General features: G+C 62.3%; 26 protein-coding genes. 16 read left to right on the plus strand and 10 right to left on the minus strand.

From position 1 onward, the window contains the following. Positions 1-5: 5 nt before the first annotated feature. From rimM to ffh, 4 genes are all read right to left on the minus strand, one after another. Positions 6-572 carry a ribosome maturation factor RimM gene (rimM, locus tag MOV63_RS18515; protein WP_038546686.1) on the minus strand — a complete coding sequence of 189 codons (567 nt, stop codon included), beginning with the start codon at positions 570-572 and terminating at the stop codon, positions 6-8. A 118-nt stretch (positions 573-690) separates the two neighbouring features. Continuing rightward, positions 691-1,056 carry a 30S ribosomal protein S16 gene (rpsP, locus tag MOV63_RS18520; RefSeq protein ID WP_038546684.1) on the minus strand — a complete coding sequence of 122 codons (366 nt, stop codon included), beginning with the start codon at positions 1,054-1,056 and terminating at the stop codon, positions 691-693. A 76-nt stretch (positions 1,057-1,132) separates the two neighbouring features. Then, a complete protein-coding gene (locus tag MOV63_RS18525; protein WP_038546681.1) occupies positions 1,133-1,447 on the minus strand; it encodes a chorismate mutase in 315 nt (104 codons plus the stop codon). Between the two features lie 14 nt (positions 1,448-1,461). Beyond that, positions 1,462-3,042, minus strand: a complete 1,581-nt coding sequence (ffh, locus tag MOV63_RS18530) for a signal recognition particle protein (RefSeq protein WP_247035549.1) — start codon at positions 3,040-3,042, stop codon at positions 1,462-1,464. A gap of 300 nt (positions 3,043-3,342) precedes the next feature. On the opposite strand from ffh, the gene MOV63_RS18535 reads away from it, so the two are divergent. The 12 genes from MOV63_RS18535 (at position 3,343) to MOV63_RS18590 (ending at position 15,454) form a co-directional block, all read left to right on the plus strand. Continuing rightward, positions 3,343-3,585 carry a type II toxin-antitoxin system VapB family antitoxin gene (locus tag MOV63_RS18535; protein ID WP_247035551.1) on the plus strand — a complete coding sequence of 81 codons (243 nt, stop codon included), beginning with the start codon at positions 3,343-3,345 and terminating at the stop codon, positions 3,583-3,585. Continuing rightward, positions 3,585-4,022 (plus strand): type II toxin-antitoxin system VapC family toxin, encoded by a 438-nt coding sequence (locus MOV63_RS18540; protein WP_247035553.1) that lies wholly within the window; start codon positions 3,585-3,587, stop codon positions 4,020-4,022. Before MOV63_RS18535 ends, MOV63_RS18540 begins: the two co-directional genes overlap by 1 nt. A 62-nt stretch (positions 4,023-4,084) precedes the next feature. Beyond that, entirely contained in the window at positions 4,085-5,179 is a 1,095-nt protein-coding gene (locus MOV63_RS18545) for an MBL fold metallo-hydrolase (protein ID WP_247035555.1), read from the plus strand. Between the two features lie 165 nt (positions 5,180-5,344). Beyond that, the gene (locus MOV63_RS18550) at positions 5,345-5,950 is read left to right on the plus strand and encodes an RNA polymerase sigma factor (protein ID WP_247035557.1); all 606 of its coding nucleotides are present in this window, start codon (positions 5,345-5,347) and stop codon (positions 5,948-5,950) included. Continuing rightward, on the plus strand, positions 5,943-6,872 hold the full coding sequence (locus MOV63_RS18555) for a FecR family protein (RefSeq protein ID WP_247035559.1): 930 nt from the start codon (positions 5,943-5,945) through the stop codon (positions 6,870-6,872). The genes MOV63_RS18550 and MOV63_RS18555 overlap by 8 nt, the downstream gene beginning before the upstream one ends. Before the next feature lie 138 nt (positions 6,873-7,010). Then, entirely contained in the window at positions 7,011-9,557 is a 2,547-nt protein-coding gene (locus MOV63_RS18560; protein ID WP_247035560.1) for a TonB-dependent receptor, read from the plus strand. 28 nt (positions 9,558-9,585) lie between these two features. Next, complete coding sequence (locus tag MOV63_RS18565) at positions 9,586-10,176, plus strand: biliverdin-producing heme oxygenase (RefSeq protein ID WP_038546663.1); 591 nt, start codon at positions 9,586-9,588, stop codon at positions 10,174-10,176. 113 nt (positions 10,177-10,289) lie between these two features. Beyond that, the gene (gene dapF / locus MOV63_RS18570) at positions 10,290-11,222 is read left to right on the plus strand and encodes a diaminopimelate epimerase (RefSeq protein ID WP_247035563.1); all 933 of its coding nucleotides are present in this window, start codon (positions 10,290-10,292) and stop codon (positions 11,220-11,222) included. Continuing rightward, positions 11,219-12,505, plus strand: coding sequence for a tRNA (N(6)-L-threonylcarbamoyladenosine(37)-C(2))-methylthiotransferase MtaB (gene mtaB, locus MOV63_RS18575; RefSeq protein WP_247035571.1), 1,287 nt, complete (start codon positions 11,219-11,221; stop codon positions 12,503-12,505). The genes dapF and mtaB overlap by 4 nt, the downstream gene beginning before the upstream one ends. 15 nt (positions 12,506-12,520) lie before the next feature. Next, positions 12,521-14,122: a signal recognition particle-docking protein FtsY gene (gene ftsY / locus MOV63_RS18580; RefSeq protein WP_247035580.1), complete on the plus strand. Its 1,602-nt coding sequence runs from the start codon at positions 12,521-12,523 to the stop codon at positions 14,120-14,122. 64 nt (positions 14,123-14,186) lie between these two features. Next, the gene (locus tag MOV63_RS18585) at positions 14,187-14,870 is read left to right on the plus strand and encodes a septation protein A (RefSeq protein ID WP_247035582.1); all 684 of its coding nucleotides are present in this window, start codon (positions 14,187-14,189) and stop codon (positions 14,868-14,870) included. Then, complete coding sequence (locus MOV63_RS18590) at positions 14,867-15,454, plus strand: DUF2585 domain-containing protein (protein WP_247035583.1); 588 nt, start codon at positions 14,867-14,869, stop codon at positions 15,452-15,454. Before MOV63_RS18585 ends, MOV63_RS18590 begins: the two co-directional genes overlap by 4 nt. 598 nt (positions 15,455-16,052) lie before the next feature. On the opposite strand, the gene MOV63_RS18595 is transcribed toward MOV63_RS18590, so the two are convergent. The 5 genes from MOV63_RS18595 to ccmA form a co-directional block, all read right to left on the minus strand. Continuing rightward, complete coding sequence (locus tag MOV63_RS18595) at positions 16,053-16,655, minus strand: DsbE family thiol:disulfide interchange protein (protein ID WP_247035585.1); 603 nt, start codon at positions 16,653-16,655, stop codon at positions 16,053-16,055. Continuing rightward, positions 16,652-16,822 (minus strand): heme exporter protein CcmD, encoded by a 171-nt coding sequence (gene ccmD, locus MOV63_RS18600; protein WP_247035587.1) that lies wholly within the window; start codon positions 16,820-16,822, stop codon positions 16,652-16,654. Before ccmD ends, MOV63_RS18595 begins: the two co-directional genes overlap by 4 nt. 4 nt (positions 16,823-16,826) lie before the next feature. Next, positions 16,827-17,597: a heme ABC transporter permease gene (locus MOV63_RS18605; RefSeq protein ID WP_247035589.1), complete on the minus strand. Its 771-nt coding sequence runs from the start codon at positions 17,595-17,597 to the stop codon at positions 16,827-16,829. An 89-nt stretch (positions 17,598-17,686) separates the two neighbouring features. Further along, positions 17,687-18,346 carry a heme exporter protein CcmB gene (gene ccmB / locus MOV63_RS18610; RefSeq protein ID WP_037081467.1) on the minus strand — a complete coding sequence of 220 codons (660 nt, stop codon included), beginning with the start codon at positions 18,344-18,346 and terminating at the stop codon, positions 17,687-17,689. Between the two features lie 412 nt (positions 18,347-18,758). Beyond that, on the minus strand, positions 18,759-19,403 hold the full coding sequence (ccmA, locus tag MOV63_RS18615; protein ID WP_247035590.1) for a heme ABC exporter ATP-binding protein CcmA: 645 nt from the start codon (positions 19,401-19,403) through the stop codon (positions 18,759-18,761). A 270-nt stretch (positions 19,404-19,673) separates the two neighbouring features. Between ccmA and acnA the strand changes: the two genes are divergently transcribed. From acnA to MOV63_RS18635, 4 genes are all read left to right on the plus strand, one after another. Beyond that, positions 19,674-22,367, plus strand: a complete 2,694-nt coding sequence (acnA, locus tag MOV63_RS18620; protein WP_038546637.1) for an aconitate hydratase AcnA — start codon at positions 19,674-19,676, stop codon at positions 22,365-22,367. Positions 22,368-22,586: 219 nt separating this feature from the next. Next, positions 22,587-23,324, plus strand: a complete 738-nt coding sequence (locus tag MOV63_RS18625) for a sulfite exporter TauE/SafE family protein (protein WP_038546634.1) — start codon at positions 22,587-22,589, stop codon at positions 23,322-23,324. 194 nt (positions 23,325-23,518) lie between these two features. Beyond that, positions 23,519-24,268, plus strand: a complete 750-nt coding sequence (locus tag MOV63_RS18630; protein ID WP_247035591.1) for a thioredoxin family protein — start codon at positions 23,519-23,521, stop codon at positions 24,266-24,268. Between the two features lie 290 nt (positions 24,269-24,558). Beyond that, positions 24,559-24,948 carry a DUF2794 domain-containing protein gene (locus MOV63_RS18635; RefSeq protein ID WP_038549783.1) on the plus strand — a complete coding sequence of 130 codons (390 nt, stop codon included), beginning with the start codon at positions 24,559-24,561 and terminating at the stop codon, positions 24,946-24,948. Positions 24,949-24,957: 9 nt separating this feature from the next. Here MOV63_RS18635 and MOV63_RS18640 read toward each other — a convergent pair whose 3' ends face one another. Further along, a complete protein-coding gene (locus MOV63_RS18640; protein WP_247035592.1) occupies positions 24,958-25,515 on the minus strand; it encodes a GNAT family N-acetyltransferase in 558 nt (185 codons plus the stop codon). Between the last annotated feature and the right edge of the window lie 90 nt (positions 25,516-25,605).

Consider the following 25,605-nt stretch of genomic DNA (forward strand, 5'->3'; position numbering starts at 1 on the left):
CGCGCCTACTTGCCTTTTTTGGGGAAACCCGGCGCGGCGCCGTCGTCTTCCGGGTTCTCGGCAAGGCCTGCCGCCTGCGGATCGATGAGGATCTTGCGGCCTTCGAGGTCGATTTCCAGTACCGCAGCTTCGGAGAAGGGGATGAGGGTAGGGCGGCGGCCGGGGCCTTTCAGCTCCAGCAGATCGCCGGCGCCGAAATCATAGACCGCGCTCACCGTGCCGTAGCTCTTGCCGTCCTGATCGACCGCTTCGAGGCCTTCGAGGTCCGCATAATAGAATTCGTCTTCCTCAAGTTCGTCGTCGGGCAGGTTGTCGCGCTCGATGAAGAGTTCGAGGCCGGCCAGCGCTTCGGCCGCATTGCGGTCGTTGATGCCGCGGAAGCGGACGATCGCGATGTTCTTCGCCTCGCGGATTTCGAGGATCTCGAAAATCCGGCCGTCCTCGCTGTGCAGGTTGCCGTATTCGCCGAGCGCCGTCGCATCGGCCGTATACGTGCGCACCCGCACCTCGCCTCTCAAGCCTTGGGCGGCGCCGATGGTCGCCATCAGAATGGGGTTCTCGAGCTTGGTCATGCGGGTCGTGATCTCAGTTGCCGTGCGCTCATTTAAGCGCTGCGCGATTAAAAGCAAACAGCAAAACGGGCAGCGCGTTGCCGCGCCACCCGTCGATTGCGAAGAATTTTTGCGAAGCTTATGCTTCGGCGGCGGCAGCCGCTGCGTCTTCAGCCTTCTGGGCGCGTTCCTTGACGCGTTCCTGGGCCTTCTTGCCCGGCAGTGCCTTTTCCGGGTTGTTCTTGGCAGCGCGCTGGGCAAGGCCGGCTTCAGCGAGGAAGCGCAGAACGCGGTCGGTCGGCTGGGCGCCGTTGTCGATCCAATGCTGGATGCGCTCGGCGTTCAGTTCAACGCGCTTGGCATCGTCCTTGGCGAGCATCGGGTTCCAGGAACCGAGCTTTTCGAGGAAGCGGCCGTCGCGGGGCGAACGGGCGTCGGCAACGACGACGGTGTAATACGGACGCTTCTTGGAGCCGCCGCGGGCGAGACGAATTTTCAGGGCCATTTCATTTACTCCTAGGTTTTCTGGCCGCCGTCAGGCGGGCCGGGTTCTTCTTGAGGCCGCCATCAGGCGGGCTGGTTCAGGCTGTTTTCGTGCCGACGTGTTCGGCGGCGATGGCTTCATGATGCCGGATGACTTCCTTGATGACGAAGTTCAGGAACTTCTCGGCGAAATCCGGGTCCAGATGCGCTTCTTTCGCCAGGCGGCGAAGACGCTCGATCTGGAATTCTTCGCGCGCCGGGTCGGCCGGCGGCAAATCGTATTGGGCTTTGAGGACGCCCACTTCCTTGGTGCAGCGAAAACGCTCCGCCAGCATGTGCACGAGCGCCGCGTCGATGTTGTCGATCGACTGGCGATAGCTTGCAAGTTTCGCTTTGACCTCGGGGTCAACCATTGGCGTGTCCTCCCTCACTTCTTCTTGGGCAGGCCCGGTAGACCGGGAAAACCGCCGCCGAGGCCGGGTAGCTTGGCGCCACCGAGACCCGGCATGCCGCCGCCCGGAAGTCCAGGCATGGAGCCGGGCTTCAGCCCCGCCGCCTCTGCCTGCTTCTGCAGCGCTTCGAGCTGTTTCGGATCGAGCTTGGAAAGGTCGGGCATGCCGCCCATTCCACCCATTCCTCCGCCCATGCCACCAAGACCCATCTTGGAGGCAAGGCCGCCCATCATCTGCTTCATCATGCCGCCCTTGCCCTTGCCGCCCATCATTTTCATCATGTCGGCCATCTGGCGGTGCATTTTCAGAAGCTTGTTGATTTCGGCGGCATCGGTGCCGGAGCCGGCGGCGATGCGCTTCTTGCGGCTGTGCTTCAGCACGTCGGGATTGGCGCGCTCGGCTTTGGTCATCGACTGGATGATGGCGATATGGCGGGCGAACGTCTTGTCGCTCATGCCGGCGGCCGAAAGCTTGTCCTTCATGCCGCTCATGCCGGGCATCAGCCCCATGATGCCGCCCATGCCGCCCAGCGACTGCATCTGCTTCAGCTGTTCGGCGAGATCGTTCAGGTCGAACTTGCCCTTGGCCATCTTCTCGGCCATGGCGCGCGCCTTGTCGGCGTCGATATTCTCCGCGGCCTTCTCGACCAGCGAAACGATGTCGCCCATGCCGAGAATGCGGTCGGCGATGCGGCGGGGATGGAATTCTTCCATCTCCGTCATCTTTTCGCCGGTGCCGATCAGCTTGATCGGCTTGCCGGTGACGGCGCGCATCGAAAGCGCCGCGCCACCGCGGCCGTCGCCGTCCATGCGAGTCAGCACGAGGCCGGTAATGCCGACGCGCTCGTCGAAATTGCGGGCGAGGTTGACGGCGTCCTGGCCGGTGAGACTATCGGCGACCAGCAGGATTTCATGCGGGTTGGAGCGGCGCTTGATCTCGGCCATCTCCGCCATCAGCGGCTCGTCGATATGGGTGCGGCCGGCGGTGTCGAGGATGACGACGTCATGGCCGCCGAGCTTGGCCGCCTGCACGGCGCGGGCTGCGATCTCCACGGGCGACTGGCCGGCAATGATCGGCAGCGTATCGACGCCGGTCTGAACGCCCAGCTGGCGGAGCTGTTCCTGGGCGGCCGGGCGGCGCGTGTCGAGCGATGCCATCAGCACCTTCTTGCGCTCGCGTTCGGTCAGCCGCTTGGCGATCTTGCCCGTCGTGGTCGTCTTGCCGGAGCCCTGGAGGCCGACCATCATGATCACCACAGGGGCGACCGCATGCAGGTCGATGCCGACCCCTTCGGAGCCGAGCATCTCGATCAGCTCGTCATGGACGATCTTGACGACCATCTGGCCCGGCTTGATCGACTTCAGGACTTCGGCGCCGACCGCCTTTTCGCGCACCTTGTCGGTAAACGAACGCACGACTTCCAGCGCCACGTCTGCTTCCAGCAGGGCACGGCGAACCTCGCGCAGAGCGGCGGACACATCCGCTTCGCTCAATGCGCCACGGCCGGTCAGTCCACTCAAGATGGAGCCAAGACGGTCCTGGAGGCTTTCGAACATCGTTTCTTCCTTCTCGCGTTTCGGGATCACCGAAACGTCGGGTTCTCATCCGCCAAAAACAAGAGACAAAGCCAAAAAGCACCCGAGGGCGCAACGCGCTGTCGGGTGTTGACCTCCGGGCTCAGTCTATCGGCCCCGGTCGGCGGCTCCAAGTCGTAACTTGTCAGCAGATGGGCGGGCTTAAACAGCAAGCGGCCGGGAAAGTCAAGGCTGGCGCGTCGGCTTGTGCCTCGCGCTTGCAGGGATATTCATTTCGACTATAGTGAATATCCCGGCAGCTCTGCAAGGGAGTGGATGGACATGTCTCTTTATATCCGTGACGACAAGGTCGATGAACTGGCAAACGAGGTCATGCGGCGGCTTGGTACGAAGACCAAGACCGAGGCTGTGCGCGTGGCGCTGGAGAATGAGCTGAAGCGGACAAAGGAAGACGCGCCCCTTGTGGAGCGTGTAAAAAAATATCAGCGCATGATTGCAGATCTCGGTCCAAACGACCCGGATTTCGATGAGAAGGCTTTCATGGACGAAATGTGGGAAAGCTGATGTTCATCGATGCCTCTGCAATCGTTGCCATTCTCGGTGAAGAAGAGGCTGCCGCCTCCATGCTCGCAAGCATCGAGAGGGCCAAGAGCCCTATTTACTACTCCTCACTGGTCGTATTTGAGGCGGCAATCGCTTTGGCGCGAAAGAAGAAGATCGCCGCTTATGGCGAAAATGCGCCGACGCCGCCCTATCTGATCGAGCGTGCGGCGTTCGCTATCGAGGGTTTTCTCAACGATATCGGCGCAGTCGAGCTGCCGATCGCGCCCGGCACTCACCACGCGGCTTTAAGCGCCGCAAGAACATATGGCCGCTTTATCGGCCATCCCGCCAAATTGAACTTCGGCGATTGCTTCTCCTATGCCGCCGCGAAAACACTCCAGTCGCCACTCCTTTTCGTGGGCAAGGATTTCTCCAAAACGGATGTCGAAGTCGCGTAAATGTGTTCTTCGCCATGCAAGCTCTCTTCCCACGTGAAAGCAGACGCTGATAGACATCTCCCATGAACCGACGAAAATTCCTGAAATGGTCCGGAATCGGTGCGATCGCTGCTCTTGTGGGCGGGTTCGCGGCAAGGGGAGCCATGGCTGCCAACAAGTACTACTCCGGTCCGGCTTCCGATCATTTCGACGGAACGTATTTCTTCAATCCCGGTGGGGAGCAGCCGCGCGGTGGGCTTGACCTGCTGCGCTGGAAGCTCGGCGGCAACAACATTGCCTGGCCGGACAGTTTTCCGAGCCCGTTTCCGCAGGCCGTGCCGGAAACGCGGGTTTCGGGCGACCGGCTGACCGTCACCATGGTCGGGCATGCGGCGATGCTGATTCAGGTCGCCGGCCTCAACATCCTGACCGATCCGGTCTGGGACGATCGCGCCAGCCCGGTGCGTTTCGCCGGTCCGAAGCGGGTCAATCCGCCTGGTATCCGCGTCGGCGACCTGCCGCCGATCGATGTCGTGCTCGTCACACATAACCATTACGACCACATGGACCTCGAGACCCTGTGGGTGCTGCAGGGCCGCGACAAGCCGCATTTCGTCACGCCGCTCGGCAATGACGCGCTCATCCGCTCGCGTATCGCGGATGCGAAGATCACGGTGATGGATTGGGGCGGCCGCGAGGAGATCGCCGCAGATATCGGTCCCGGCATCGTCCTGCATTGCGAGCCCTGCCATCACTGGTCGGCGCGCGGCGTAGGCGACCGGCGCATGGCGCTGTGGGCCGCCTTCGTTTTCGAAACTCCGGCCGGCAAGATCTACCATATCGGCGATACGGGCTTCCATCAGGGCATCAGCTATCGCGCCGCGCGGGAAAAGCACGGGGCTTTCCGGCTCGCCAACCTGCCGTTCGGCGCCTACGAGCCGCGCTGGTTCATGCAGGCGCAGCATCAGAACCCGGAAGAGGCGGTGGAGGGCATGCTCCTTTGCGATGCGGCTTTCGTCGCCGGCCATCATTGGGGCACGTTCAAGCTGACCGATGAAGGGATCGAAGAGCCGCTGGCGGCGCTTCACGCCGCTCTCGATGCGCGCGGCGTTTCCCGGGAGCGCTTCCGGCCGATGCGGCCGGGCGAAGTCTTCGAAGTGCCGACAATTTCCGTCTGAGCACGCCGGAACTGTTGCGAAAACGCGACAGGCAGCCCCGAAGCGGCGGAAATTTCAGTCTCTGCCGCCGCCAATGCCTGGCTGCCCAACATGCTGATTTCACATTAAAACATGAGTATACTTGTCATCTTATCCGATGATCTTTGGATCCATTCCAAATCATTGATGTTGCGCCGCTTTTTGGGCGACGCTAAACGCGGAGCCGTTGGTCGGGCAGGTTCCGGCCTTGGGGTTACGGACTTGGACATCAGCCTTATCGAGCAGTTGCAGCAGACCGAGGAGGGAAAGCTGCGGCGGTTCTTTCTTCGGCGCCTGCGCAACAGGGAGGATGCGGCGGACGCGACGCAGGAGACCTTTCTGCGGCTGCTGACGGCATCGCCGAAGGAGGATCTGCGCAATCCGCATGCCTATCTTTTCCAGGTCGCCCGGTCCGTTGCCCATGGCATCACCGCCCGGCTGATGCGCGACAGCGCGCTTTTCAGCGATGAGTTGGACCAGACGCAGGTTGCCGACGAGGCGCCAGGCCCGGAGCGCGTGGTCGCCGCGCGCCAGCAGCTCGGGCTTCTGATCGAGACGATTTGCTCCCTGCCGCCGAAATGCCGGGTCGTGTTCGTGCTCAGCCGGCTCGAAGGGCTTTCCAACGGAGAGATCGCGACCAGGCTCGGGATCTCACGAAACATGGTTGAAAAACACATCATCCGTGCACTCATGGCTTGCCGTCAGGCCCGCCTTGCGGCATTGCCTCCCGCCGGGGGGATTGAGCATGACTAACGTTTCAGACAAGGCGCGTGAGGACGCCATTGCGGAGGAGGCGGCAGGCTGGGTCGCGCGGCTCGGCTCCCGCGACGCGACCGATGCCGATCGTCGCCGCTTCGAATTCTGGAAAATGCAGGATCCGGCTCACGCGGCGGCCTTTGAAGAGATGAGCGCTCTCTGGGGTGATCTCGCGGCGGTGCCGAAAACGGTCGTGCCACGCCGGCGCCGGTTGGTCGGCGGTGGAATTGCCGCCCTGCTTCTGATGGGCTGTCTTGGCATCATCGCCAACGAGACCGGCCTCATCGCCCGGTATCGTTCGGATTTCTACACGCCGGTCGGCGTCATCCAGCGCATCGACCTCGATGACGGGTCGGTGGTGACGCTCAACACCGATAGCGCGATCAAGGTGCGATACGGCCAGACCGAACGCCGGATCGTGGTCCTGCGCGGCGAAGCATTTTTCGACGTCACCCCGAACCCGGCACGGCCTTTCGTCGTCAGCGGCGACGAAACCCAGGCGATCGCGCTCGGCACCCACTATGCGGTTCGGGTCGGCGATCGCGACGAGGTGATGGTCGAGGAGGGGCATGTGGCGGTGACCGCCGGCTCCGAGCGCGCGGTGCTCGAAACCGGTGGCACCGCCCATCTCGGCGCCGATGGCCGCCTGGCAACCGGCTCCGGCGATGTCGCCGATCTGACGAGCTGGCGCAGCGGCAAGCTGGTCTTCTCCGGCCGACCGCTCGGCGAGGTGCTCGACCGGATCGGCCGTTACCAGCGGGGTCGCATCATGGTGCTCGACGACCAGGCCTCGCAGCTGCGGGTCAGCGGCGTCTTTGCCGTGAACGATGTCAATCAGACTTTCACGGCTCTGCAGGAGAGCCTGCCGATCCGCATCATCCGGCTTTCCGACTGGGTCACGCTCGTCCGTTCGCGCTGAAGATAGGCCGATCGGAAAATTGAGTATTAAAATCATCTTTTTTCGAAAACCGACGTCAGGAGTTGGAGTCCTCTTTCACTCATAACCACCAGGGACCGCGATGAGAGCGGTCACGAAGGTTGAGTGCAGGGGGTCTAAATGAATTTGAGGGGACCGCTTTATTCGCGGCATGTCCGGATCGCGCTTGGCTGCGCATCCTGGCTGGGCGGCATGGCTCCGGCAGTCGCACAGCAGCCGGCACAAGGCGTCCAGTCGCAGCAGGTCGCCGTTTCCATTCCCGCCGGGCCGCTTGAAAGCGCACTTCTCGCGCTTGGCCGCCAGACCGACCTGCGTCTCGTCTATCGCAGCGAAATCACTGCCGGAAAGACCACAGGTGGCGTGACCGGTTCGCTGACACCCTCTGCCTCCCTGTCGCGGCTACTCTCCGGCACCGGCGTTTCCTTCCGGTCAAGCGGCGGCAATACGGTGACGCTGGAGGCGGGTTCGCCTTCGGTTGCAGCGACCGGCGGCGATGCGGATACGACGCTCAAGCCAATTGTTCTGCGCGATGGCGACAATACTCGCGCTGTCGACGCGCCTTACGAGACGCCGGGTTCGACGAGCTATATCTCGTCCGAGCAGATCCAACGCTTCCGCGGCTCGTCGGCCGGCGACCTGTTCAAGAACACGCCGGGCATCATCTCCGCCAACAACCACAGCAGCGGTTCCGTCAACGTGAACATTCGCGGCCTGCAGGGCCAGAACCGCGTTCGGGTTGCGATCGACGGTACGCAGCAGACGACGACCACCTGGCGCGGTTACGGCGGCGTCGATGACCGCACCTATATCGATCCGGACCTGATCGGCGGCGTCGGCATTTCCAAGGGACCGACGGGCGGCGCGGTGGGCGCCGGCGTCAATGGCGGCGTGGTGGAGATCACCACGCTGAAAGCCAAGGATATCGTCGAGGAAGGCAGGCAATATGGCGGCCGCATCAAGATCGGTGCCCAGGACAACACGACGAAGGATTTTACGGTCAATTCCTACGACCAGCAGACGGATTCGGCTGAATTCTTCGATTTCACCAATGGCTCGGGCAGCTTTGCGCTCGGTACGGTGCAGGACAATTTCGATTTCGTCATCGCCGGTGCCCGCCGCTATCGCGGTAACTATTTCGCCGGCAAGCACGGCAAGAATTACTACGAGTTCCAAGGCCGCAATCAATTCCTCTCGCTCACCAAGCAGGGTGAGGAGGTCTTCAATTCGTCCAACGAATCCACCTCGTTTCTCGCCAAGGGTACGCTTCGCTTCGATGACGACCAGAGCCTGGAACTGGGCTATATCCGCTATGAAAGCCAGTTCGGCCAGATCATGACCTCGCTTCTGACCTCGGGCGACAACACATTCCGGCAGGCGCCGCTATCCGATGTCACGACCGACACGTTCACCAGCCGTTATCGCTACAATCCCAGCGACCTGATCGATCTCAAGGTCAATGCCTGGCTGAGCATCGTCGACCAGAACTCCATGTCGACGGGTTTCGGTATTTATCTTCCGCAATTCAACATCAAACCGGGTGACGATCCCCGCTACGCCATGACTCATACCTGGGGCGGCGACATTTCGAACACGAGCCTGTTGGACACGGAATACGGGCCCTTCAAGGCCAATTACGGTGTGTCCTACCTGCTCGAGGATATCGATTCCCGGCGCTATTACAGCCGCAGTCAGTCAAACAGCCCAGGGGTCAAGATGGATCCCAGTATGGGCAACCGGTCGATCGCCAGCGTGTTTACCGACGGCCAGTGGGAGGCGACAGACTGGCTGACCCTCAATGCCGGGCTGCGCTATGACGGTTACTGGATGAACGACAAGGGTATCGAATCCAGGACCGGTATCCGCCACAAGGAAGGTGGCCGGTTCAACCCGTCCGTCAGCGTCATCGTGGAGCCGATCGAAGGGCTGCAGTTCTACGCGCTTTATGCCGAAGGCATGCGCCCGCCGACCATGCGCGAAACGATGGGCAATGACGGTAACGTCATCCAGAACCCCTATCTGAAGCCCGAGGTCTCGAAGAACTGGGAAGTCGGCATCAACTACAGCAAGGATGGCCTGTTGCTCGCCGACGACGCGTTGCGCTTCAAGCTGTCCTATTTCAACAACAACTACACCGACTATATTTCTCGCGTACCGTCCAATGCGGGGCCGGGCCAGCCGGTCTTCACCTTCGACAATCTCAGGAGCACCCGGTTCTCCGGTATCGAAATCTCCGGCTCCTACGAGGCCGGCCTGTTCTTCAGCGAAGGATCGCTGACCAAGTACCTGAGCTACGAGTTCTGCCGCACTCTTTCCACCTGCTCGGACTCGACCGTGTCGATGGACTATGCCGCCAACCACATGCCGCCCGAGATCATGGCGAGCCTGACGCTCGGCATGCGGCTCTTCGACGACAGGCTGAGTTTAGGCACCCGCTTCACGCATGGCGGTGCGCGCCTGTCGCCGGTCACACAGGAAGCCCGGATGTATACGGGCATGTGGATTCCCTACACGACCGTCGATGCGTTCGCCACCTACAAGATCACCGACCACTTGACGTTCGATCTCCAGGCGGAGAACCTGACGGATCGATTTTACGTGGATGCGCTCGACGGGTTCACTCCCGCTCCCGGACGGACAATCCGGGCGTTCCTGACAGCCAAATTCTAAAACATATAAGCATCTGGACATTGCACGCATGCAGATCGAACTCGAAACACCCACCGCACCGACCCGGATCCAGCGTCTGAAGGCTCTCACCGATGCCACCCATGAGCGCCTCGACAAGCGCATCATGGCGGCCGATCCCTTCGCCAGCCGCGAGCGTTACGCGCTCTTCCTCGCCGTGCAGCATCATTTCCATGCGGATGTCGACCCACTCTATCTCGATCCGCGGCTCAACCGCGTCGTCCCCGATCTTCCGAGCCGGGTCCGGCTTGAAGCGCTGCGCCAGGATATTGCCGACGTGACCGGAAGCGAGCCGCCGGTCCTCACTGCCGGCACGGGCGGACTTGGTATCCCGGCCGCACTCGGATGGCTGTACGTTGCCGAAGGCTCGAACCTCGGCGCCGCCTTCCTCCTGAAGCAGGCGGCAAGGCTCGGCCTGTCGGAAGAATTCGGCGCCCGCCACCTCGCCGGCCACCCCGCCGGCCGCGGCCTGCACTGGCGCACTTTCGTTGCTGCTTTCAACGGGTTCGAGATGTCCGAGGTGGAGGAAACGGAAATGGCCGAAGGCGCCAAGTCGGCGTTTCGGAGGGTGCATGCGCTGGTGGACAAGTTTTTCGTCTGAGGGCGTGGCCTGGGTCCCCGGGCTTGACCCCGCGCCACCCACTGGTAATTCCCTGCCTTTTCCGCCATATACAGCCCAATAGGCGGGCATTCGGCCCGGAATGGATTGGCGTCATGACGGAACTGGTGGAATTCGCGCGGATGAACGGGCTTGGCAACAAGATCCTGGTCGTCGACATGCGCGGACGCACCGACAAGGTGACGCCCCAGGCCGCTATCGCGCTCAATGCCGATCCGGCAACCCAGTTCGACCAGATCATGGCCATCCACGATCCGAAGGCTCAAGGCACTGATGCCTGGATCGACATCCTCAATTCCGACGGTACGATGGCGCAGGCCTGCGGCAACGGCACGCGTTGCGTGGTGCAGGCGCTGAGCGCCGAGACCGGCCGCAAGACCTTTACCTTCCAGACCGTCGCCGGCATCCTCAATGCCGTCGAGCATGAGGATGGTACGATTTCGGTCGACATGGGCAAGCCGGTCTTCGAGTGGGACCGCATTCCGCTTGCCGAGGAATTTTTCGATACGAGCCGCATCGAGCTGCAGATCGGCCCGATCGATGCGCCAATCCTGCATTCGCCGTCCGCCATGTCGATGGGCAATCCGCATGCGATCTTCTGGGTCGACCGTGATCCGATGAGCTTCGACCTCGAACGGTTCGGACCGCTGCTCGAAAACCATCCGATGTTTCCGGAAAAGGCCAATATCACGCTGGCGCAGGTCACGTCGAAGTCGTCGCTGCGCACCCGCACCTGGGAACGTGGCGCCGGCCTGACGCTCGCCTGCGGTTCGGCCGCCTGTGCCGCCGCCGTTTCCGCCGCCCGCACCGGACGCACCGGGCGCACGGTGACGATCGACGTTGCCTCCAGCCCGATCCGCCAGCCGCTCATCATCGAATGGCGCGCGGACGACCATGTCGTCATGACCGGTCCCGCCGAATGGGAATGGTCCGGCAAGGTCGATCCGCAGAACGGCAATTTCAGCCGTGACGACGAGCCAGAGGCCAATGCAATCCAACGGGGCGAGCCGGAGGCCCGGGTCAATTGAGCGGGGTCGAGGTCATCACCTTCGGCTGTCGGCTCAATACCTATGAATCGGAAGTGATGAGGGCCGAGGCCGAAAAGGCCGGGCTCAACAATGCCATCCTCGTCAACACCTGCGCCGTGACCGGCGAAGCCGTGCGGCAGGCCCGCCAGGCGATCCGCCGGGCGCGGCGTGAAAATCCGCATGCCCGGATCATCGTCACCGGCTGCGCCGCCCAGACCGAAAAAGAGACATTTGCGGGCATGGCGGAAGTTGATGCCGTGCTCGGCAACGAGGAGAAGCTGAAAAGCTCATCCTACCGGGCGCTGCCGGATTTCGGCGTCTCGGCGGAAGAGAAGCTGCGCGTCAACGACATCATGAGCGTGCGCGCCACCGCGCCGCAGATGGTGAAGCATATCGATGGGCACGTACGCGCCTTCATCCAGGTGCAGAACGGCTGCGATCATCGCTGCACCTTCTGCATCATTCCTTATGGCCGCGGCAATTCCCGCTCTGTGCCGATGGGCGCGGTGGTCGACCAGGCCCGGCGGCTGACGGAAACCGGTTATCGCGAGATCGTGCTGACCGGCGTCGATGCCACCAGCTATGGCGCCGATCTTCCGGGCCAGCCGTCGCTCGGATATCTCGCCAAGACGCTGCTCCGCCAGGTGCCGGAAATCCTGCGCCTGCGGCTGTCTTCGATCGACAGTATCGAGGCGGACAAACATCTCTGGGACCTGATCGCCGACGAGCCGCGCTTCATGCCACACCTGCACCTGTCGCTGCAGCATGGCGACGACATGATCCTGAAGCGGATGAAGCGCCGCCACTCGCGCACCGAAGCGCTCGCCTTTACCGAACGGGCGCGACGCCTGCGCCCGGAGATCGCCTTCGGGGCGGATATGATCGCCGGTTTCCCGACCGAGACGGAAGAAATGTTCGAGAATGCAGCGACGATGGCGGAAGAGGCCGGCATTTCGTTCCTGCACGTCTTTCCCTACAGCCCGCGTCCGGGCACGCCGGCGGCGCGCATGCCGCAGGTCGATCGGGCTGTCATCAAGGATCGCGCCGCAAGGCTGCGGGCACGGGGCGAGGTGCTGCATCGTCTCCACCTCGATCGCATGGTCGGCACCGAGCAGGCGATCATCGTCGAGAACAACGGCATGGCGCATACGGAAAACTTTTCGCTGGTGGCGGCGCCGCGCCTTGTTCCTCGCGAGTTCAAGCGCGTTATGATTACCGGCCATAACGGCAAACATCTGGAAATGCAGGTCGCGTCCGCCCTTGTCCCGTCTCGGGCGGCGTAACCGGAACAGGTTCTCATGGCATTGGGCTTCATCAAACGCGTCTTCACCTTCGGCAAACCCGCCGAGGAGCCGGCACCCGATGCGGAAAAGCCGGCGGACGTCGCCGCCATCCAGGCGGAACTGGAGCCGAAGTCGCGCGACGAAGACCTACCGGTCTCGTCCGTCGATCCGGTTGCTCCGGCTGAGATCGAGACGGCCGGTGGGCCAGTTGCGGATGTGGCGGCTGGGGATGTCGAGCCGGCCGAGCCGGAGACTGCCGAAGAGGATGAGCCGGCGCTGCTTCCCGGGGTCGAGGGCGTGCCGGATATCGGCATGGTGCCGCTTTCGCTGCTGCAGGCGGAAGCAGAGGCAGAAGAAAAGGGCGTTGCATCTCCGGAGGCACCCCCCTCTGTCCTGCCGGACATCTCCCCCTCAAGGGGGGAGATCACGGATGAGCCGTCGGCTCCGGCGTCTGACATCGGCGATATGGACGCTGGTCCGGCTGCCACGGGTTCCGGATTCACTTTGGAGCAGGAAGCCCCCCGCGATTCGATCTCCCCCCTTGAGGGGGAGATGTCCGGCAGGACAGAGGGGGGTGTTCCTTCAGACGAAGAGGTTCCCGCTCCAAGTGAAGCGCCTCGCCCCGAACCTACCCTCCCCAAAGGTTTCTCCACCGCCCGCCCGGCCCCCGCGCCCGAACCGATCGCCCCCCAGCCGAAACTCACCTGGTTCCAGCGCCTGCGCGCCGGCCTTTCCCGCACGTCGTCGCAGCTCACCGGCCAGATCAGTGCGCTCTTTACCAAGCGCAAGCTGGACGAGGACACGCTGGAACAGCTCGAAGACCTGCTGATCCAGGCCGATCTCGGCGTCGAGACCGCCATGCGGGTCACCGGTGCGCTGTCGTCGGAGCGTTACGGCAAGGACGTGACCGGCGAGGACGTGTCACGGATCATGGCCGCCGAGATCACCAGGGTTCTGGCCCCCGTCGCCAAACCGCTGGCGCTCGATCTCAATCACAAGCCGCATGTCATCCTCGTCGTCGGCGTCAACGGCACTGGCAAGACCACGACGATCGGCAAGCTTGCCGCAAAACTCTCCGGCTCCGGCCTCAAGGTCATGCTCGCCGCCGGCGACACGTTTCGCGCGGCCGCCATCGAGCAGCTGAAGATCTGGGCGGACCGCACCGGTTCGACCTTCATCGGCACCAGGCTCGGCGCCGATGCCGCAGGGCTTGCCTATGACGCCTACGAGCAGGCGCGCGCCAACAAATCGGATGTGCTGATCATCGATACCGCCGGCCGGCTGCAGAACCGCACCGAGCTGATGGCCGAGCTCGAAAAGATCGTCCGCGTGCTTGGCAAGCTCGATCCCGACGCTCCGCACACCGTGCTGCAGACGTTGGATGCCACGACCGGCCAGAACGCCATGAACCAGGTCGAGATTTTCCGGAACGTTGCGGGGGTCAGCGGGCTTATCATGACGAAGCTCGACGGCACGGCGCGCGGCGGCATTCTGGTGGCGATCGCCGCCAAGCATAAGCTGCCGGTCTATTTCATAGGCGTTGGCGAGGGTGTCGACGATCTCGAACCCTTCGAGGCGCAGGATTTTGCCCGCGCCATTGCCGGGATTGCCCATTGATGCCACAAATCTGCCTTGGCACTCGCGCAGGGCCAAGGCAGGACGAAGCAGGTTTGACCAATATATGAAATTCGAAAGCGATACGACGCCCACCGCCGCCGACCGGCACCATCCGATGCTGAAGCTCTCGCTCGAGCTGGGGCCGCTGCTCGTCTTCTTCTTCGCCAATCTGCGCGGGGAATGGCTTGCCGCGACCTTCCCGTGGCTTTCGGTGCTCGGTGGTCCGCTGTTCATCGCCAGCGGCCTGTTCATGGTCGCGACGGTCATTTCGCTCGTCGTCTCGAAGGTCGTTCTCGGGCATCTGCCCATGATGCCCTTCATTTCCGGCATCGTTGTCCTCGTTTTCGGCGGGCTCGGCATCTGGCTGCAGGACGAGCTGTTCTTCAAGATGAAGCCGACCATCATCAACACGCTGTTCGGCGTCGTGCTGCTCGGCGGCCTGCTGTTCGGCAAATCGCTTCTCGGCTATGTGTTCAATGCGGCCTTCCAGCTCGATGATGCCGGCTGGCGCAAGCTGACCATCCGCTGGGGCGTGTTCTTCCTGTTCCTCGCGGTCCTCAACGAAATCGTCTGGCGCGGCGCGAACGCCTATTACCTGCCCGACGCCAAGGCGGCGGATAACTTCTGGGTGGCCTTCAAGGTCTGGGGTACGATGCCGATCACGCTGATCTTCACCATGACGCAGATGCCGCTGATCATGCGCCACACGATCCAGGAGCCGGCCGGCAACGCCGAGGCCGAAAAGTGACGGCGGCGGAATTCTCCCCATCGAGTTCGTCCTCCAAGCGCTGGTTTCTCGCCGCGCTCATCCTCTTTCTGCTCCAGATCGCCATTCTCTACGCGATCGGCCGCATCCCGATCTGCGAATGCGGTTATGTGAAGTTTTGGGAAGGCGGGGTGAATACCAGCGGCAATTCTCAGCACCTCTCCGACTGGTACACGCCGTCGCATATCATCCACGGCTTCCTGTTCTATGGTCTCTGCTGGCTGATCCTGCGCCGTGCGCCGCTGGCGGCCCGGCTTTCGCTGGCCATCCTGATCGAGGCTGCCTGGGAGATTGCCGAAAATTCCCCGCTGATCATCGATCGCTACCGCACGGCGACCATGGCGCTCGGTTATACCGGCGACAGCATCCTCAATTCGGCGATGGACACGGTGTTCATGGTGCTCGGCTTCTTCGCCGCCTCGCGCCTGCCGGTCTGGCTGACGGTCGCCATCGCCATCTTCTTCGAGCTGGCGACCGGCTACATCATCCGCGACAACCTGACGCTCAACGTGCTGATGCTCGTCTGGCCGGTCGATGCGGTGCGGGTGTGGCAGGGTGGGCTGTAGCGCGGGACGGGAAAGATGAAGACCCCTCCCGGCCTGCCGGCCACCCTCCCCACAAGGGGGAGGGAGACCAAGCCGTTAAGTCACTGCCGGGTTATGATATCCCTTTTGAAATGTAACTATTCCCTCATCTGAGAGGTCCGTACTGATGGGGCGATGAGCACGCGGCATATCTCCCTCCCCCTTGTGGGGAGGGTGCCCGGCAGGGCGGGAGGGGCTCTCGCCGGGGATCATTTCCACCGGCCATGAAAAATACTTCAACCGCATCAATGCGTTGGCGGACATTCACTTCCCCTTCCATCCGCCTCTCGAGCCCATCCGATAATCGCCCCGTCATCGGATGGGAAACCGGGTTCGCGAACCGGCCTCCTCATCCAAGGGTTCTCGGACCCCGGTTTCCGGTGATGGCTGCAAAGGTGGGTAGCGAGGCCTGGCAATCCTCGAAAGACCACCGAAACAGTCGGGGCAGGCACGAATATCTACTTCCCACATACCCGATACCGCCTGCCCCGTTCCCAAACCAAAACCGCGCCGGACAAGAGGTCCCGCGCGGCCAAAGGTGCTTCTTCCAAATTCGCCATCGGCCACAACGCAGGGGGCGCTAACTTCCCGCGGACGCCTTTTCGATCGCAGGCATGAGGTCCTGCGTCAGGCTGCGCTCGTCGAAGGGGCCGACCTTCTTGTAAAGGATCGTGCCGTCGGGCGCGACCAGATAACTTTCCGGAATGCCGTAGACGCCCCAGTCGATCGCCGCCTTGCCGTTCGGATCGACACCGATCGCCTTGTAAGGGTTGCCGAGTTCGCCGAGGAAACGCAGCGCGTTGTCGTTGCGGTCCTTGTAGTTGATCCCGACGATGGTGAGCCGGCTGTCGTTCGCCAGTTCCTTCAGGATCGGGTGTTCCTGCCGGCAGGGCACGCACCAGGAGGCGAAGACGTTGACCAGCGTCAGCTTGCCGGCGATCGCCGCGGTCGTCAGCGCCGCGGTGTTTGAGCCTTCCAGCGGCGGCAACGCCAGCGATGGCGCCTTTTTGCCGATCAGGGCGGAGGGGATGGCCGAGACGTCGCGGCCGTTGACGTCCTGGTCGTAGAGCATCTTGCCGGCGACCGCTGCAAAGCCGAGAAAAATCGCCAGCGGGATCAGCGGCAGCGCATAACGCGCCAGGCTTTTGCGCGCGGGAGGCTGATTTTCGGTCTCGATGCTCATGCCGCGTCATCCTTTGCCTGGGCGGAGCGGCGGCGGATGCCGGAGGCTTCGAGCTCGGCCAGTTCCTGCCTGCGGGCGCGGCCGTCGAGCCAGGTCCAGCCGATCAGACAGAGGATGACGATGGCCGAAACGGCATAGGACATGGCGATGTAGAAGGTATGGCTCATGGTCTCACGCTTCCGAGCCGGTTACATGGCCGGCCATCCGCGCGGCCATCCGCCGCTGGGCGGCGACGCGGCGGCGCCAGATTTCGTTGCGCATCGCCATTGTGTGCAGAGTGAAGAACAGCATGGTGAAGGCGATCGCCATGATCAGCAGCGGCCAGAGGAATTCCTGGTCGATTGTCGGGCCGCCCATGCGGATGACGCTGGCTGGCTGGTGCAGCGTGTTCCACCAGTCGACCGAGAATTTTATGATCGGGATGTTGACGAAACCGACGAGGATCAGCACGGCGGAGACGCGGGCCGCCCGCGACGGATCGTCCATGGCGCGGTTGAGCGCGATCAGGCCGAGATACATCAGGAATAGCACGAAGACCGAGGTCAGCCGGGCATCCCAGACCCACCACGTGCCCCACATCGGCTTGCCCCAGAGCGAGCCGGTGGCGAGCGCGATCAGCGTGAAGGCGGCGCCGAGCGGGGCTGCCGCCTTGTGGCTGACGTCGGCGAGCGTGTGGCGCCAGACCAGCGTGCCGATCGCGGAAACGGCCATCACCGTGTAGCACATCATCGACAGCCAGGCGGCTGGTACATGCACGTACATGATACGCACCGTCGCGCCCTGCTGGTAATCACCTTCCGTCGTGAAGCTCAGATAGAGCCCGATCGCGAAGAGCATCACAGTCGCCGCCGCCATCCACGGCAGGATGCGGGCCGCCAGCGCCAGAAATCGCGTCGGGTTGGCCAGGTCGCTGAACTTGCTGATGGCGAGGCTTTCGGTCATGGGCACTTTCTAATATGCGCGCGGAAAAATCAGCTTGATCCTGGTCAATTCGCTGGTCGTCGATCCGACCCCGTTTAATCCGATTCTAGTCAATCGCCGGCATTGCGCAACGCCAGTGCCGCGCCGAGCGGACCGAGGACGGCAAAAAACATCGTGATCGCCACCAATATCAAGAAAGGCGGCATAAACGGGGCGGGATCCTCGACCGCCGCATAGGAAGCGCTGACCCCGAAGATCAGCACGGGGATCGCTAGCGGCAGGACGAGGATCGACACCAGCAGCCCGCCGCGCGGCAGGGCGACCGCGACCGCCGCGCCGACCGCACCGATGAAGGTCAGTGCCGGCGTGCCGACCAGGAGCGTCAGCATGGTGGCGCCGATCGCCACCTCGTCCATGTTCATGAACAGGCCGAGCAGCGGCGATGCGATCACCAGCGGCAGGCCGTTGCCGAGCCAGTGGGCGAGGCATTTGACCAGCACGGTCAGCACCAGCGGGTGTTCCTGCATCAGCAGCAGGTCCAGCGAGCCATCCTCGCGCTCGGTCTGGAACAGGCGGTCGAGGCCGAGCAGGGCCGACAGCAGCGCCCCGATCCAGACGATCGCGGGGCCGATGCGGGAGAGGAGGTTGAGGTCGGGGCCAACGCCGAAGGGGATGACGGCGACGACGGTCATGAAGAAGAGGACGCCGATCAGCGCTCCACCGCCGGCACGGACCGAGAGTTTGAGGTCGCGGAGGAGGAGGGCGGTCATAGTGGGAGGCCTTGCGTTTGGGGCTTACCCCCCTCTGCCCTGCCGGGCATCTCCCCCAACTCAGTTCCCGTCATCCTCGGGCTTGACCCGAGGATCCCCTTTTTGTGCCGGAAGGCGTCGATCCGGTCCGACCGGTACAGTTCGGAGGCCTGGATCCTCGGGTCAAGCCCGAGGATGACGGCGAGAGGGCGGCGGATGACGGCGGGTGTAAGGGTGCGAGGAGCCCCTCCCCCTTGTGGGGAGGGGTTGGGGAGGGGTTTTCTGTCTCCATAAGACCCCTCCCGCCTGCCGGCCACCCTCCCCACAAGGGGGAGGGTTAAGAGTGCAGCACCGTTCCAGGCCCCATACACCATAGCCATTCCCTTGCGGTGGGGGCCGGCAGGGCAGAGGGGGGTAATGCAGGGCAGGACGGTCACCATCTCTCCTCTCCCACACCCGCAAACCCCGTCATCTGCAGTTCCCTTGCATTCTCCAGCCCCAGCGGCTGATGGGTCGCCGCCAGCACGATACCGCCGGCCGCCAGATGCGCATTGATCAGCCCCGTGAACGCCCCCTCCGCATTCACATCCAGCGCGGCCGTCGGTTCATCGAGGATCCAGACCGGGCGATAAGCGACGAGCAGTTTTGCAAACGCCATGCGGCGCTGCTGGCCGGCGGAGAGGTAACCGAAGGGCAGGTGCAGGATGCCGCCGAGGCCGACGGTTTCGGCGGCCTCGGCCGGAGAGATACCTTTGCCGCCATCCACGTCGCCAAAGAAGCTCTTCCAGAAGGCAAGGTTCTCGGCAACCGTCAACTCCGCCTTCATCGCGTTGCGGTGGCCAAGATAATGGCAGGCTTCGGCGGCGCGCATTCCTGATTCGGAACTTTCGGATGTCCACACGACGCGGCCGGTTTCCGGATGCAGCAATCCGGCCACGACGCGCAGCAGCGTCGATTTTCCCGATCCGTTGCGGCCGGTCAGGACGAGGCTTTCGCCGGCTCCGAGGTCAAAGGAGATATCCGTGAAAATCAGGTCTTCGCCGCGTCTTGCGCTCAAGTTTTCGGCCAAAAGCCGCATGCTGGAGACCTTCATTAAGATTTTAATCATCGCGATCCGAAAATTTATTCGGAATGGGCGCCAAGCGTCTGGAACCCTTCTTAGAAATTATCTATAAGCACTGCAACCACGCCAGCGGCCGGCGTGATTTCAATCTTCCGCCGAACTTGAAGATCCCAAAAAATCTTCTCGTGCGGACAGCGGAAATGGTCGTACCCGCATCCTGATGTGCATGAAGTGCATAGGCGTCCGCACGCGCGTGTTGGCTCTTTAATCAGCGGGGTTTATTCCGTGGCTAAGTCTCTCGACAGTTTCAATTGTCGCTCCGTCCTTACCGTAGGCGGTAAGGATTACGTTTACTACAGCCTTCCCAAGGCCGAACAGAACGGCCTGGCCGGTGTTTCGAAGCTGCCCTTCTCCATGAAGGTGCTGCTCGAAAACCTGCTCCGCTTTGAAGACGGCCAGTCCGTCACCAAGGAACAGATCCTCACCGTTGCCGAATGGCTGAACAACAAGGGTCTGACGGAAGCGGAAATCGCCTACCGTCCGGCCCGCGTGCTGATGCAGGACTTCACCGGCGTTCCCGCCGTCGTCGACCTTGCCGCGATGCGCGATGCGATGGTGTCGCTCGGCGGCGATCCGGAAAAGATCAACCCGCTGGTTCCCGTCGACCTCGTCATCGACCACTCGGTTATCGTCGACGAATTCGGCACGCCGACCGCGTTCGCCAAGAACGTCGAGCTCGAATACGAGCGCAACGGCGAGCGTTACCGCTTCCTGAAGTGGGGCCAGCAGGCGTTCAAGAATTTCCGCGTCGTTCCCCCGGGCACCGGCATCTGTCACCAGGTCAATCTCGAATATCTCGGCCAGACGGTATGGACCAAGGAAGAGGATGGCGAAACGATCGCCTATCCGGACACCTGCGTTGGCACGGACTCTCACACCACGATGATCAACGGTCTCGGCGTTCTCGGCTGGGGCGTCGGCGGTATCGAAGCGGAAGCCTCGATGCTCGGCCAGCCGGTCTCGATGCTTTTGCCTGAAGTCATCGGCTTCAAGCTCACCGGCAAGCTCAAGGAAGGCGTCACCGCGACCGACCTCGTGCTGACCGTCGTGCAGATGCTGCGCAAGAAGGGCGTTGTTTCCAAGTTCGTCGAATTCTTCGGTCCGGGCATGGATAACATGCCGCTCGCCGACCGCGCGACGATCGGCAACATGGGTCCGGAATACGGCGCGACCTGCGGCTTCTTCCCCGTCGATGGCGAAACCATCAACTACCTGACGATGTCCGGCCGCACGCATGAGCGGATCGCACTGGTCGAGGCCTATTCCAAGGTCCAGGGCATGTGGCGCGAAGGCGACGGTTCCGACCTCGTCTTCACCGACACGCTGGAACTCGACCTCAACGACGTCGTGCCGTCGATGGCCGGCCCGAAGCGTCCGGAAGGCCGCATCTCGCTCGACAAGATCGCTTCCGGTTTCGCCGGCTCGCTCGATACCGAATACAAGAAGCCCGGCCAGCTCGACAATCGTTACCCCGTCGAGGGCACGGATTTCGATCTCGGCCATGGCGACGTGGCGATTGCCGCGATCACGTCCTGCACCAACACCTCCAACCCGTCGGTGCTGATCGCTGCCGGCCTTCTCGCCCGCAACGCGGTTGCCAAGGGCCTGAAGTCCAAGCCGTGGGTCAAGACTTCGCTTGCACCGGGATCCCAGGTCGTCGGCGAATACCTTGCCAAGTCCGGCCTGCAGGCCGATCTCGACAAGCTCGGCTTCAACCTTGTCGGTTTCGGCTGCACCACCTGCATCGGCAATTCCGGCCCGCTGCCGGCGCCGATCTCGAAGACGATCAACGACAAGGGCCTGATCGCCGCCGGCGTGCTCTCGGGCAACCGCAACTTCGAAGGCCGCATCTCGCCGGACGTCCAGGCGAACTACCTCGCTTCGCCGCCGCTCGTCGTTGCTTATGCGCTCGCCGGTTCGGTCCAGAAGGACCTGACCTCCGAGCCGCTCGGCGAAGACCAGAACGGCAACCCGGTCTTCCTCAAGGACATCTGGCCGACCTCGAAGGAAGTCCAGGAATTCATCCTGAAATACGTCACCCGCGAACTCTACGAAACCAAGTATGCGGACGTGTTCAAGGGCGACGAGAACTGGCAGGCGGTCAAGGTTCCTCCGGGTCAGACCTATGCCTGGGACGACGATTCGACCTATGTGCAGAACCCGCCCTATTTCGTCGGCATGGGCAAGACCGGTTCGGGCCTCAAGAACATCAAGGGCGCCCGCGTCCTCGGTCTCTTCGGCGACAAGATCACCACCGACCACATCTCGCCTGCCGGTTCGATCAAGGCTGCTTCACCGGCCGGTGCGTACCTTACGGGCCATGGCGTCGGCGTTGCCGACTTCAACCAGTACGGCACACGCCGCGGCAACCATGAAGTGATGATGCGCGGCACGTTCGCCAACATCCGCATCCGCAACTACATGCTCGGCCCGAACGGCAAGGAAGGCGGCTACACTTTCCACTATCCGTCCAAGGAAGAGATGTCGATCTACGACGCGGCCATGCAGTACAAGGCCGAGGGCGTTCCGCTCGTCATCTTCGCCGGCGTCGAATACGGCAACGGTTCGTCGCGCGACTGGGCCGCAAAGGGCACCAACCTGCTCGGCGTCAAGGCGGTCATCGCCCAGTCCTTCGAGCGTATCCACCGCTCGAACCTGGTCGGCATGGGCGTCGTTCCCTTCGTCTTCGAAGAGGGCACGACCTGGGCCAGCCTCGACCTCAAGGGCGACGAGACCGTTGAGATTCTCGGTCTCGAAGGCGACATCAAGCCGCGCGAATGGAAGACCGCCAAGATCACCTACGGCGATGGCACGGTGAAGGAAATCAACATCCTCTGCCGCATCGATACGCTCGACGAAGTCATCTACATGAACAATGGCGGCATTCTGCAGACGGTTCTGCGCGACCTCGCAGCCTAAGCGACAAAGCCACCCGCAGGCTGGGCCTGCGGGTGGTCTTCTGCACAACCCCATCGGTCCTCATTCCCGTGCTTGTCACAGGAATCCAGCCAGCCCAAGTCCTTGGGCTGAAAGAGTCTCCCGACCCCGATAGACATCGGGTCACTGGATTCCTGTGACAAGCACAGAAATGAGGGAGGTGGAGGCCCTCGATCCCAGCTGTTCCAAGGTCCCGCGCCCTTGACCGTCGTCATCCTCACCGGAATGGCCGTCACCGTTTTCCTGACATCGTTGCTTTCGGGAATTTTTGGCATGGCGGGCGGGCTGATCCTGCTCTGGGTGCTGCTTTTCCTTTATCCCGTCGGTACTGCGATCGCCTTCCACGGCATCATCCAGATGGTGTCGAACGGATCGCGCGCCTGGTTTTCCCGCGCCTATATCGACTACCGTATCCTCGGCATCCTCTGCCTCGGCGTCGCCGTTTCGGCGGCGGTGCTGTTCTCGGTCAATTACGCGCCGGACCTGGTCGTCGTGCTGATCGGAGTGGGGCTGATGCCGATCCTGGTCTGGCTGCCCGTCAAGCGACTGCAGCTCGATGCGTCAAAGCCGCTGCATGCTTTCATCTGCGGGCTGTTTTCCGGCGCACTGACGATCAGCGTCGGCGTCGCGGGGCCGACGGTCGATATCTTCTTTATCCGCACCCAGATGGACCGCCGCAAGATCATCGCCACCAAGGCGTCGATCCAGACGCTTTCGCATCTCACGAAGGTCGCCTTCTATTGGAACGCGGCTTCCGGCCTGCCAGCCTCCGACTGGATTTCGATCCTGCTCGCCGCGCCGATCGCCATCCTCGGCGCGCATGTCGGCAATGGCATCCTGCAGAAGATGACCGACCAGAATTTCCGCGCCTGGACGCGCTGGGTCGTCACCGGCGTGGGTGCCGTTTATTTTACTCAGGGCTTGCTTAAACTGATTTGACCTCAGCGCATTTTTCGCCAAGTTTGGCGCCCAACGAAACGCATTCGGGAACCGATCAATTATCCGGTCTTCACCCCTTCGTGACTTTCTCTTGAAGGTGCCCGGTGGTTACTTTCCGCCATCCAGTGCATTCGGCCTTGATCGCCGCGAGCAATCGTGGATAACAGTTGCCCTGATAAAAAGGTCCGCCACCCATGCCCTTTCGTTTTCGCTCCGTACTCCTTGTTGCGGGCCTGTTTTATGCGGGCGCTGCATTGGCGGGAGAGGTGAGAGCGCCGAAGGGCGTGATCGAGCTTTTCACCTCTCAAGGGTGTTCTTCCTGCCCGCCGGCCGACGCCGCGCTGGGCGAGCTGGTGGCGCAGGGCGACATGGTCGTGCTCTCCTACCACGTCGATTACTGGAACTATCTCGGCTGGACCGATACACTGAGCTCCAAGGAAAATACCGAGCGGCAATATGGTTATGCCAAGACGTTCGGACGCACCGGCGTCTATACTCCGCAGGCCGTTATTAACGGCCGCGATCATGTCAAGGGCACGGACCTCACCGTCATCAATGACAAGGTGAAGATGCTCGGCCAGAACGGCAAGGGGCTAGACGTTCCGGTCACCGCTGCGATGCGCGGCGACGAGATCGAGATCGAGATCGGCGGCGGCAAGGGACAGGCAGACGTTGTCGTCGCCTATTTCACCAAACGCCAGCAGGTGGATGTCACCAAGGGTGAAAACAGCGGCAAGAACATGGAATATTGGCACGCCGTCTATGACGTCCAGTCGGTCGGCACCTGGAACGGCCAGAGCATGAAGCTGACCCTGCCGGGCAAGCTGATGGGCAAGTCAAAGAAGGACGGTTGCGCGATCCTGCTGCAGACCTCCGGTCCGGGCGGCGAACCGGCAGCCATTCTTGGCGCGACGGTATTGATGGTGGGTCGCAAGAACTATTGACCGCAGGCGCGGTTCCGGGCTGGCTGACTGTATGAGAACTTGTTGGCGGCCCGATCCAATAACATTGGGGGGCTGGGGGTAAGGGTCAATGCACCAGACCGGGCCATATGGCGCTGAAAACGGCGCCAACCAACATCGTCAATTTCGCTTCGAAATCGGGCACTCTTTTGTTCGAAATGGGGCAACAATAAAATCGTGCGGTTCGCTCCCCGCGAAATTGCCGGGGTTGATTTTTGCAGCCTCTCGGGCAAACTGTCATGTCTCTGACATTTGACGATTTGGGAGTCTTGATGACAGATCAGCCGGATTTGCCGGGGGGCCAGAGATCCCGGGACACAGCCGTCGTCGTCGATCTCAGTGAATATAGGCAGAATCTCGATCCTGCACCGGTCACCTTCCACCGGCGCGAACTCGACGCGATCCTGAGGATTTATGGCCGCATGGTCGGCGAGGGGGAGTGGAAGGACTACGCTATCGATCACCTCAAGGATCGGGCGGTGTTCTCCATTTTCAAGCGCTCGGGCGAGACGCCGCTGTTCCGAATCGAGAAGAACCCGAAGCTTGCCGCCAAGCAGGGCGCCTATTCCGTGACGAACACCCACGGGCTGATCATGAAGCGCGGCCATGAGCTGCCGCAGGTGCTCAAGGTGTTCGACAAGGTGCTGAAACTGATCGACTGACGCTGATCGCTACTCGGTAAACAGCGAACCCGGATAGACGCTGGGATCCGGATCGGTTTCGTTGCCTTCGCCGAGGGCTGCCTGCATCAGCACCGTATCCTGCCATTTTCCGTGTTTGAAGCCGGTGCCCTTCAGGGTGCCGGTGAGTTCGAAACCGAGGCCGCGATGCAGCGCCACGGACGCTGGGCTCGCACCGCCGATGACGGCGACCATCTGGCGGAAACCAAGCGCCTCGCAGCGCACCAGCAATTCCTTGAGCAGCGCCTTGCCGACGCCCTTGCCGCGCGCTTCCGGTGCCAGGTAAATCGAATCCTCGACCAGCCAGCGATAGGCGGGGCGGGTCCGGAAGGCCGATGCGTAGGCGTAGCCGAGGAGCGTGCCGTCTTCCCGTTCAGCTGCGATATAGGGATACCCCTTGGCACGGATCGCCTCGAAGCGCGCCGCTATCTCGCTCTGGTCCGGCGGAGTAATCTCGTAACTCGCGGTGCCGTTCAGCACGCTGTCGCGATAGATCTCGGTGATGGTCGGAAGATCGGCGGGGGAGGCGTCGCGGAGATGGAATGTCATTGAGGCAGGCCGTTGAAAGGAATGGCCAAGCCTATGCCGCAACGCGAAGCCGGGCAACAAAAAAGGCGACCCGGAGGCCGCCTTTTCCTG

The organism is Neorhizobium sp. SHOUNA12A, assembly GCF_023006505.1.
GTDB lineage: Bacteria > Pseudomonadota > Alphaproteobacteria > Rhizobiales > Rhizobiaceae > Neorhizobium.

Excerpts from the sequence above, each read along its gene's own strand:
- MOV63_RS18640 (WP_247035592.1), bottom strand. The coding sequence starts at position 25,515 with ATGACATTCCATCTCCGCGACGCCTCCCCCGCCGATCTTCCGACCATC.
- ccmD (WP_247035587.1), bottom strand. The coding sequence starts at position 16,822 with ATGAGCCATACCTTCTACATCGCCATGTCCTATGCCGTTTCGGCCATC.
- MOV63_RS18535 (WP_247035551.1), top strand. The coding sequence starts at position 3,343 with ATGTCTCTTTATATCCGTGACGACAAGGTCGATGAACTGGCAAACGAG.
- ccmB (WP_037081467.1), bottom strand. The coding sequence starts at position 18,346 with ATGACCGCCCTCCTCCTCCGCGACCTCAAACTCTCGGTCCGTGCCGGC.
- MOV63_RS18595 (WP_247035585.1), bottom strand. The coding sequence starts at position 16,655 with ATGAGCATCGAGACCGAAAATCAGCCTCCCGCGCGCAAAAGCCTGGCG.
- MOV63_RS18560 (WP_247035560.1), top strand. The coding sequence starts at position 7,011 with ATGAATTTGAGGGGACCGCTTTATTCGCGGCATGTCCGGATCGCGCTT.
- MOV63_RS18555 (WP_247035559.1), top strand. The coding sequence starts at position 5,943 with ATGACTAACGTTTCAGACAAGGCGCGTGAGGACGCCATTGCGGAGGAG.
- MOV63_RS18550 (WP_247035557.1), top strand. The coding sequence starts at position 5,345 with ATGTTGCGCCGCTTTTTGGGCGACGCTAAACGCGGAGCCGTTGGTCGG.
- MOV63_RS18605 (WP_247035589.1), bottom strand. The coding sequence starts at position 17,597 with ATGACCGAAAGCCTCGCCATCAGCAAGTTCAGCGACCTGGCCAACCCG.
- MOV63_RS18565 (WP_038546663.1), top strand. The coding sequence starts at position 9,586 with ATGCAGATCGAACTCGAAACACCCACCGCACCGACCCGGATCCAGCGT.
- MOV63_RS18630 (WP_247035591.1), top strand. The coding sequence starts at position 23,519 with ATGCCCTTTCGTTTTCGCTCCGTACTCCTTGTTGCGGGCCTGTTTTAT.
- MOV63_RS18545 (WP_247035555.1), top strand. The coding sequence starts at position 4,085 with ATGAACCGACGAAAATTCCTGAAATGGTCCGGAATCGGTGCGATCGCT.
- rpsP (WP_038546684.1), bottom strand. The coding sequence starts at position 1,056 with ATGGCCCTGAAAATTCGTCTCGCCCGCGGCGGCTCCAAGAAGCGTCCG.
- MOV63_RS18635 (WP_038549783.1), top strand. The coding sequence starts at position 24,559 with ATGACAGATCAGCCGGATTTGCCGGGGGGCCAGAGATCCCGGGACACA.
- MOV63_RS18585 (WP_247035582.1), top strand. The coding sequence starts at position 14,187 with ATGAAATTCGAAAGCGATACGACGCCCACCGCCGCCGACCGGCACCAT.
- ccmA (WP_247035590.1), bottom strand. The coding sequence starts at position 19,403 with ATGCGGCTTTTGGCCGAAAACTTGAGCGCAAGACGCGGCGAAGACCTG.
- rimM (WP_038546686.1), bottom strand. The coding sequence starts at position 572 with ATGACCAAGCTCGAGAACCCCATTCTGATGGCGACCATCGGCGCCGCC.
- ftsY (WP_247035580.1), top strand. The coding sequence starts at position 12,521 with ATGGCATTGGGCTTCATCAAACGCGTCTTCACCTTCGGCAAACCCGCC.
- ffh (WP_247035549.1), bottom strand. The coding sequence starts at position 3,042 with ATGTTCGAAAGCCTCCAGGACCGTCTTGGCTCCATCTTGAGTGGACTG.
- MOV63_RS18540 (WP_247035553.1), top strand. The coding sequence starts at position 3,585 with ATGTTCATCGATGCCTCTGCAATCGTTGCCATTCTCGGTGAAGAAGAG.
- MOV63_RS18525 (WP_038546681.1), bottom strand. The coding sequence starts at position 1,447 with ATGGTTGACCCCGAGGTCAAAGCGAAACTTGCAAGCTATCGCCAGTCG.
- dapF (WP_247035563.1), top strand. The coding sequence starts at position 10,290 with ATGACGGAACTGGTGGAATTCGCGCGGATGAACGGGCTTGGCAACAAG.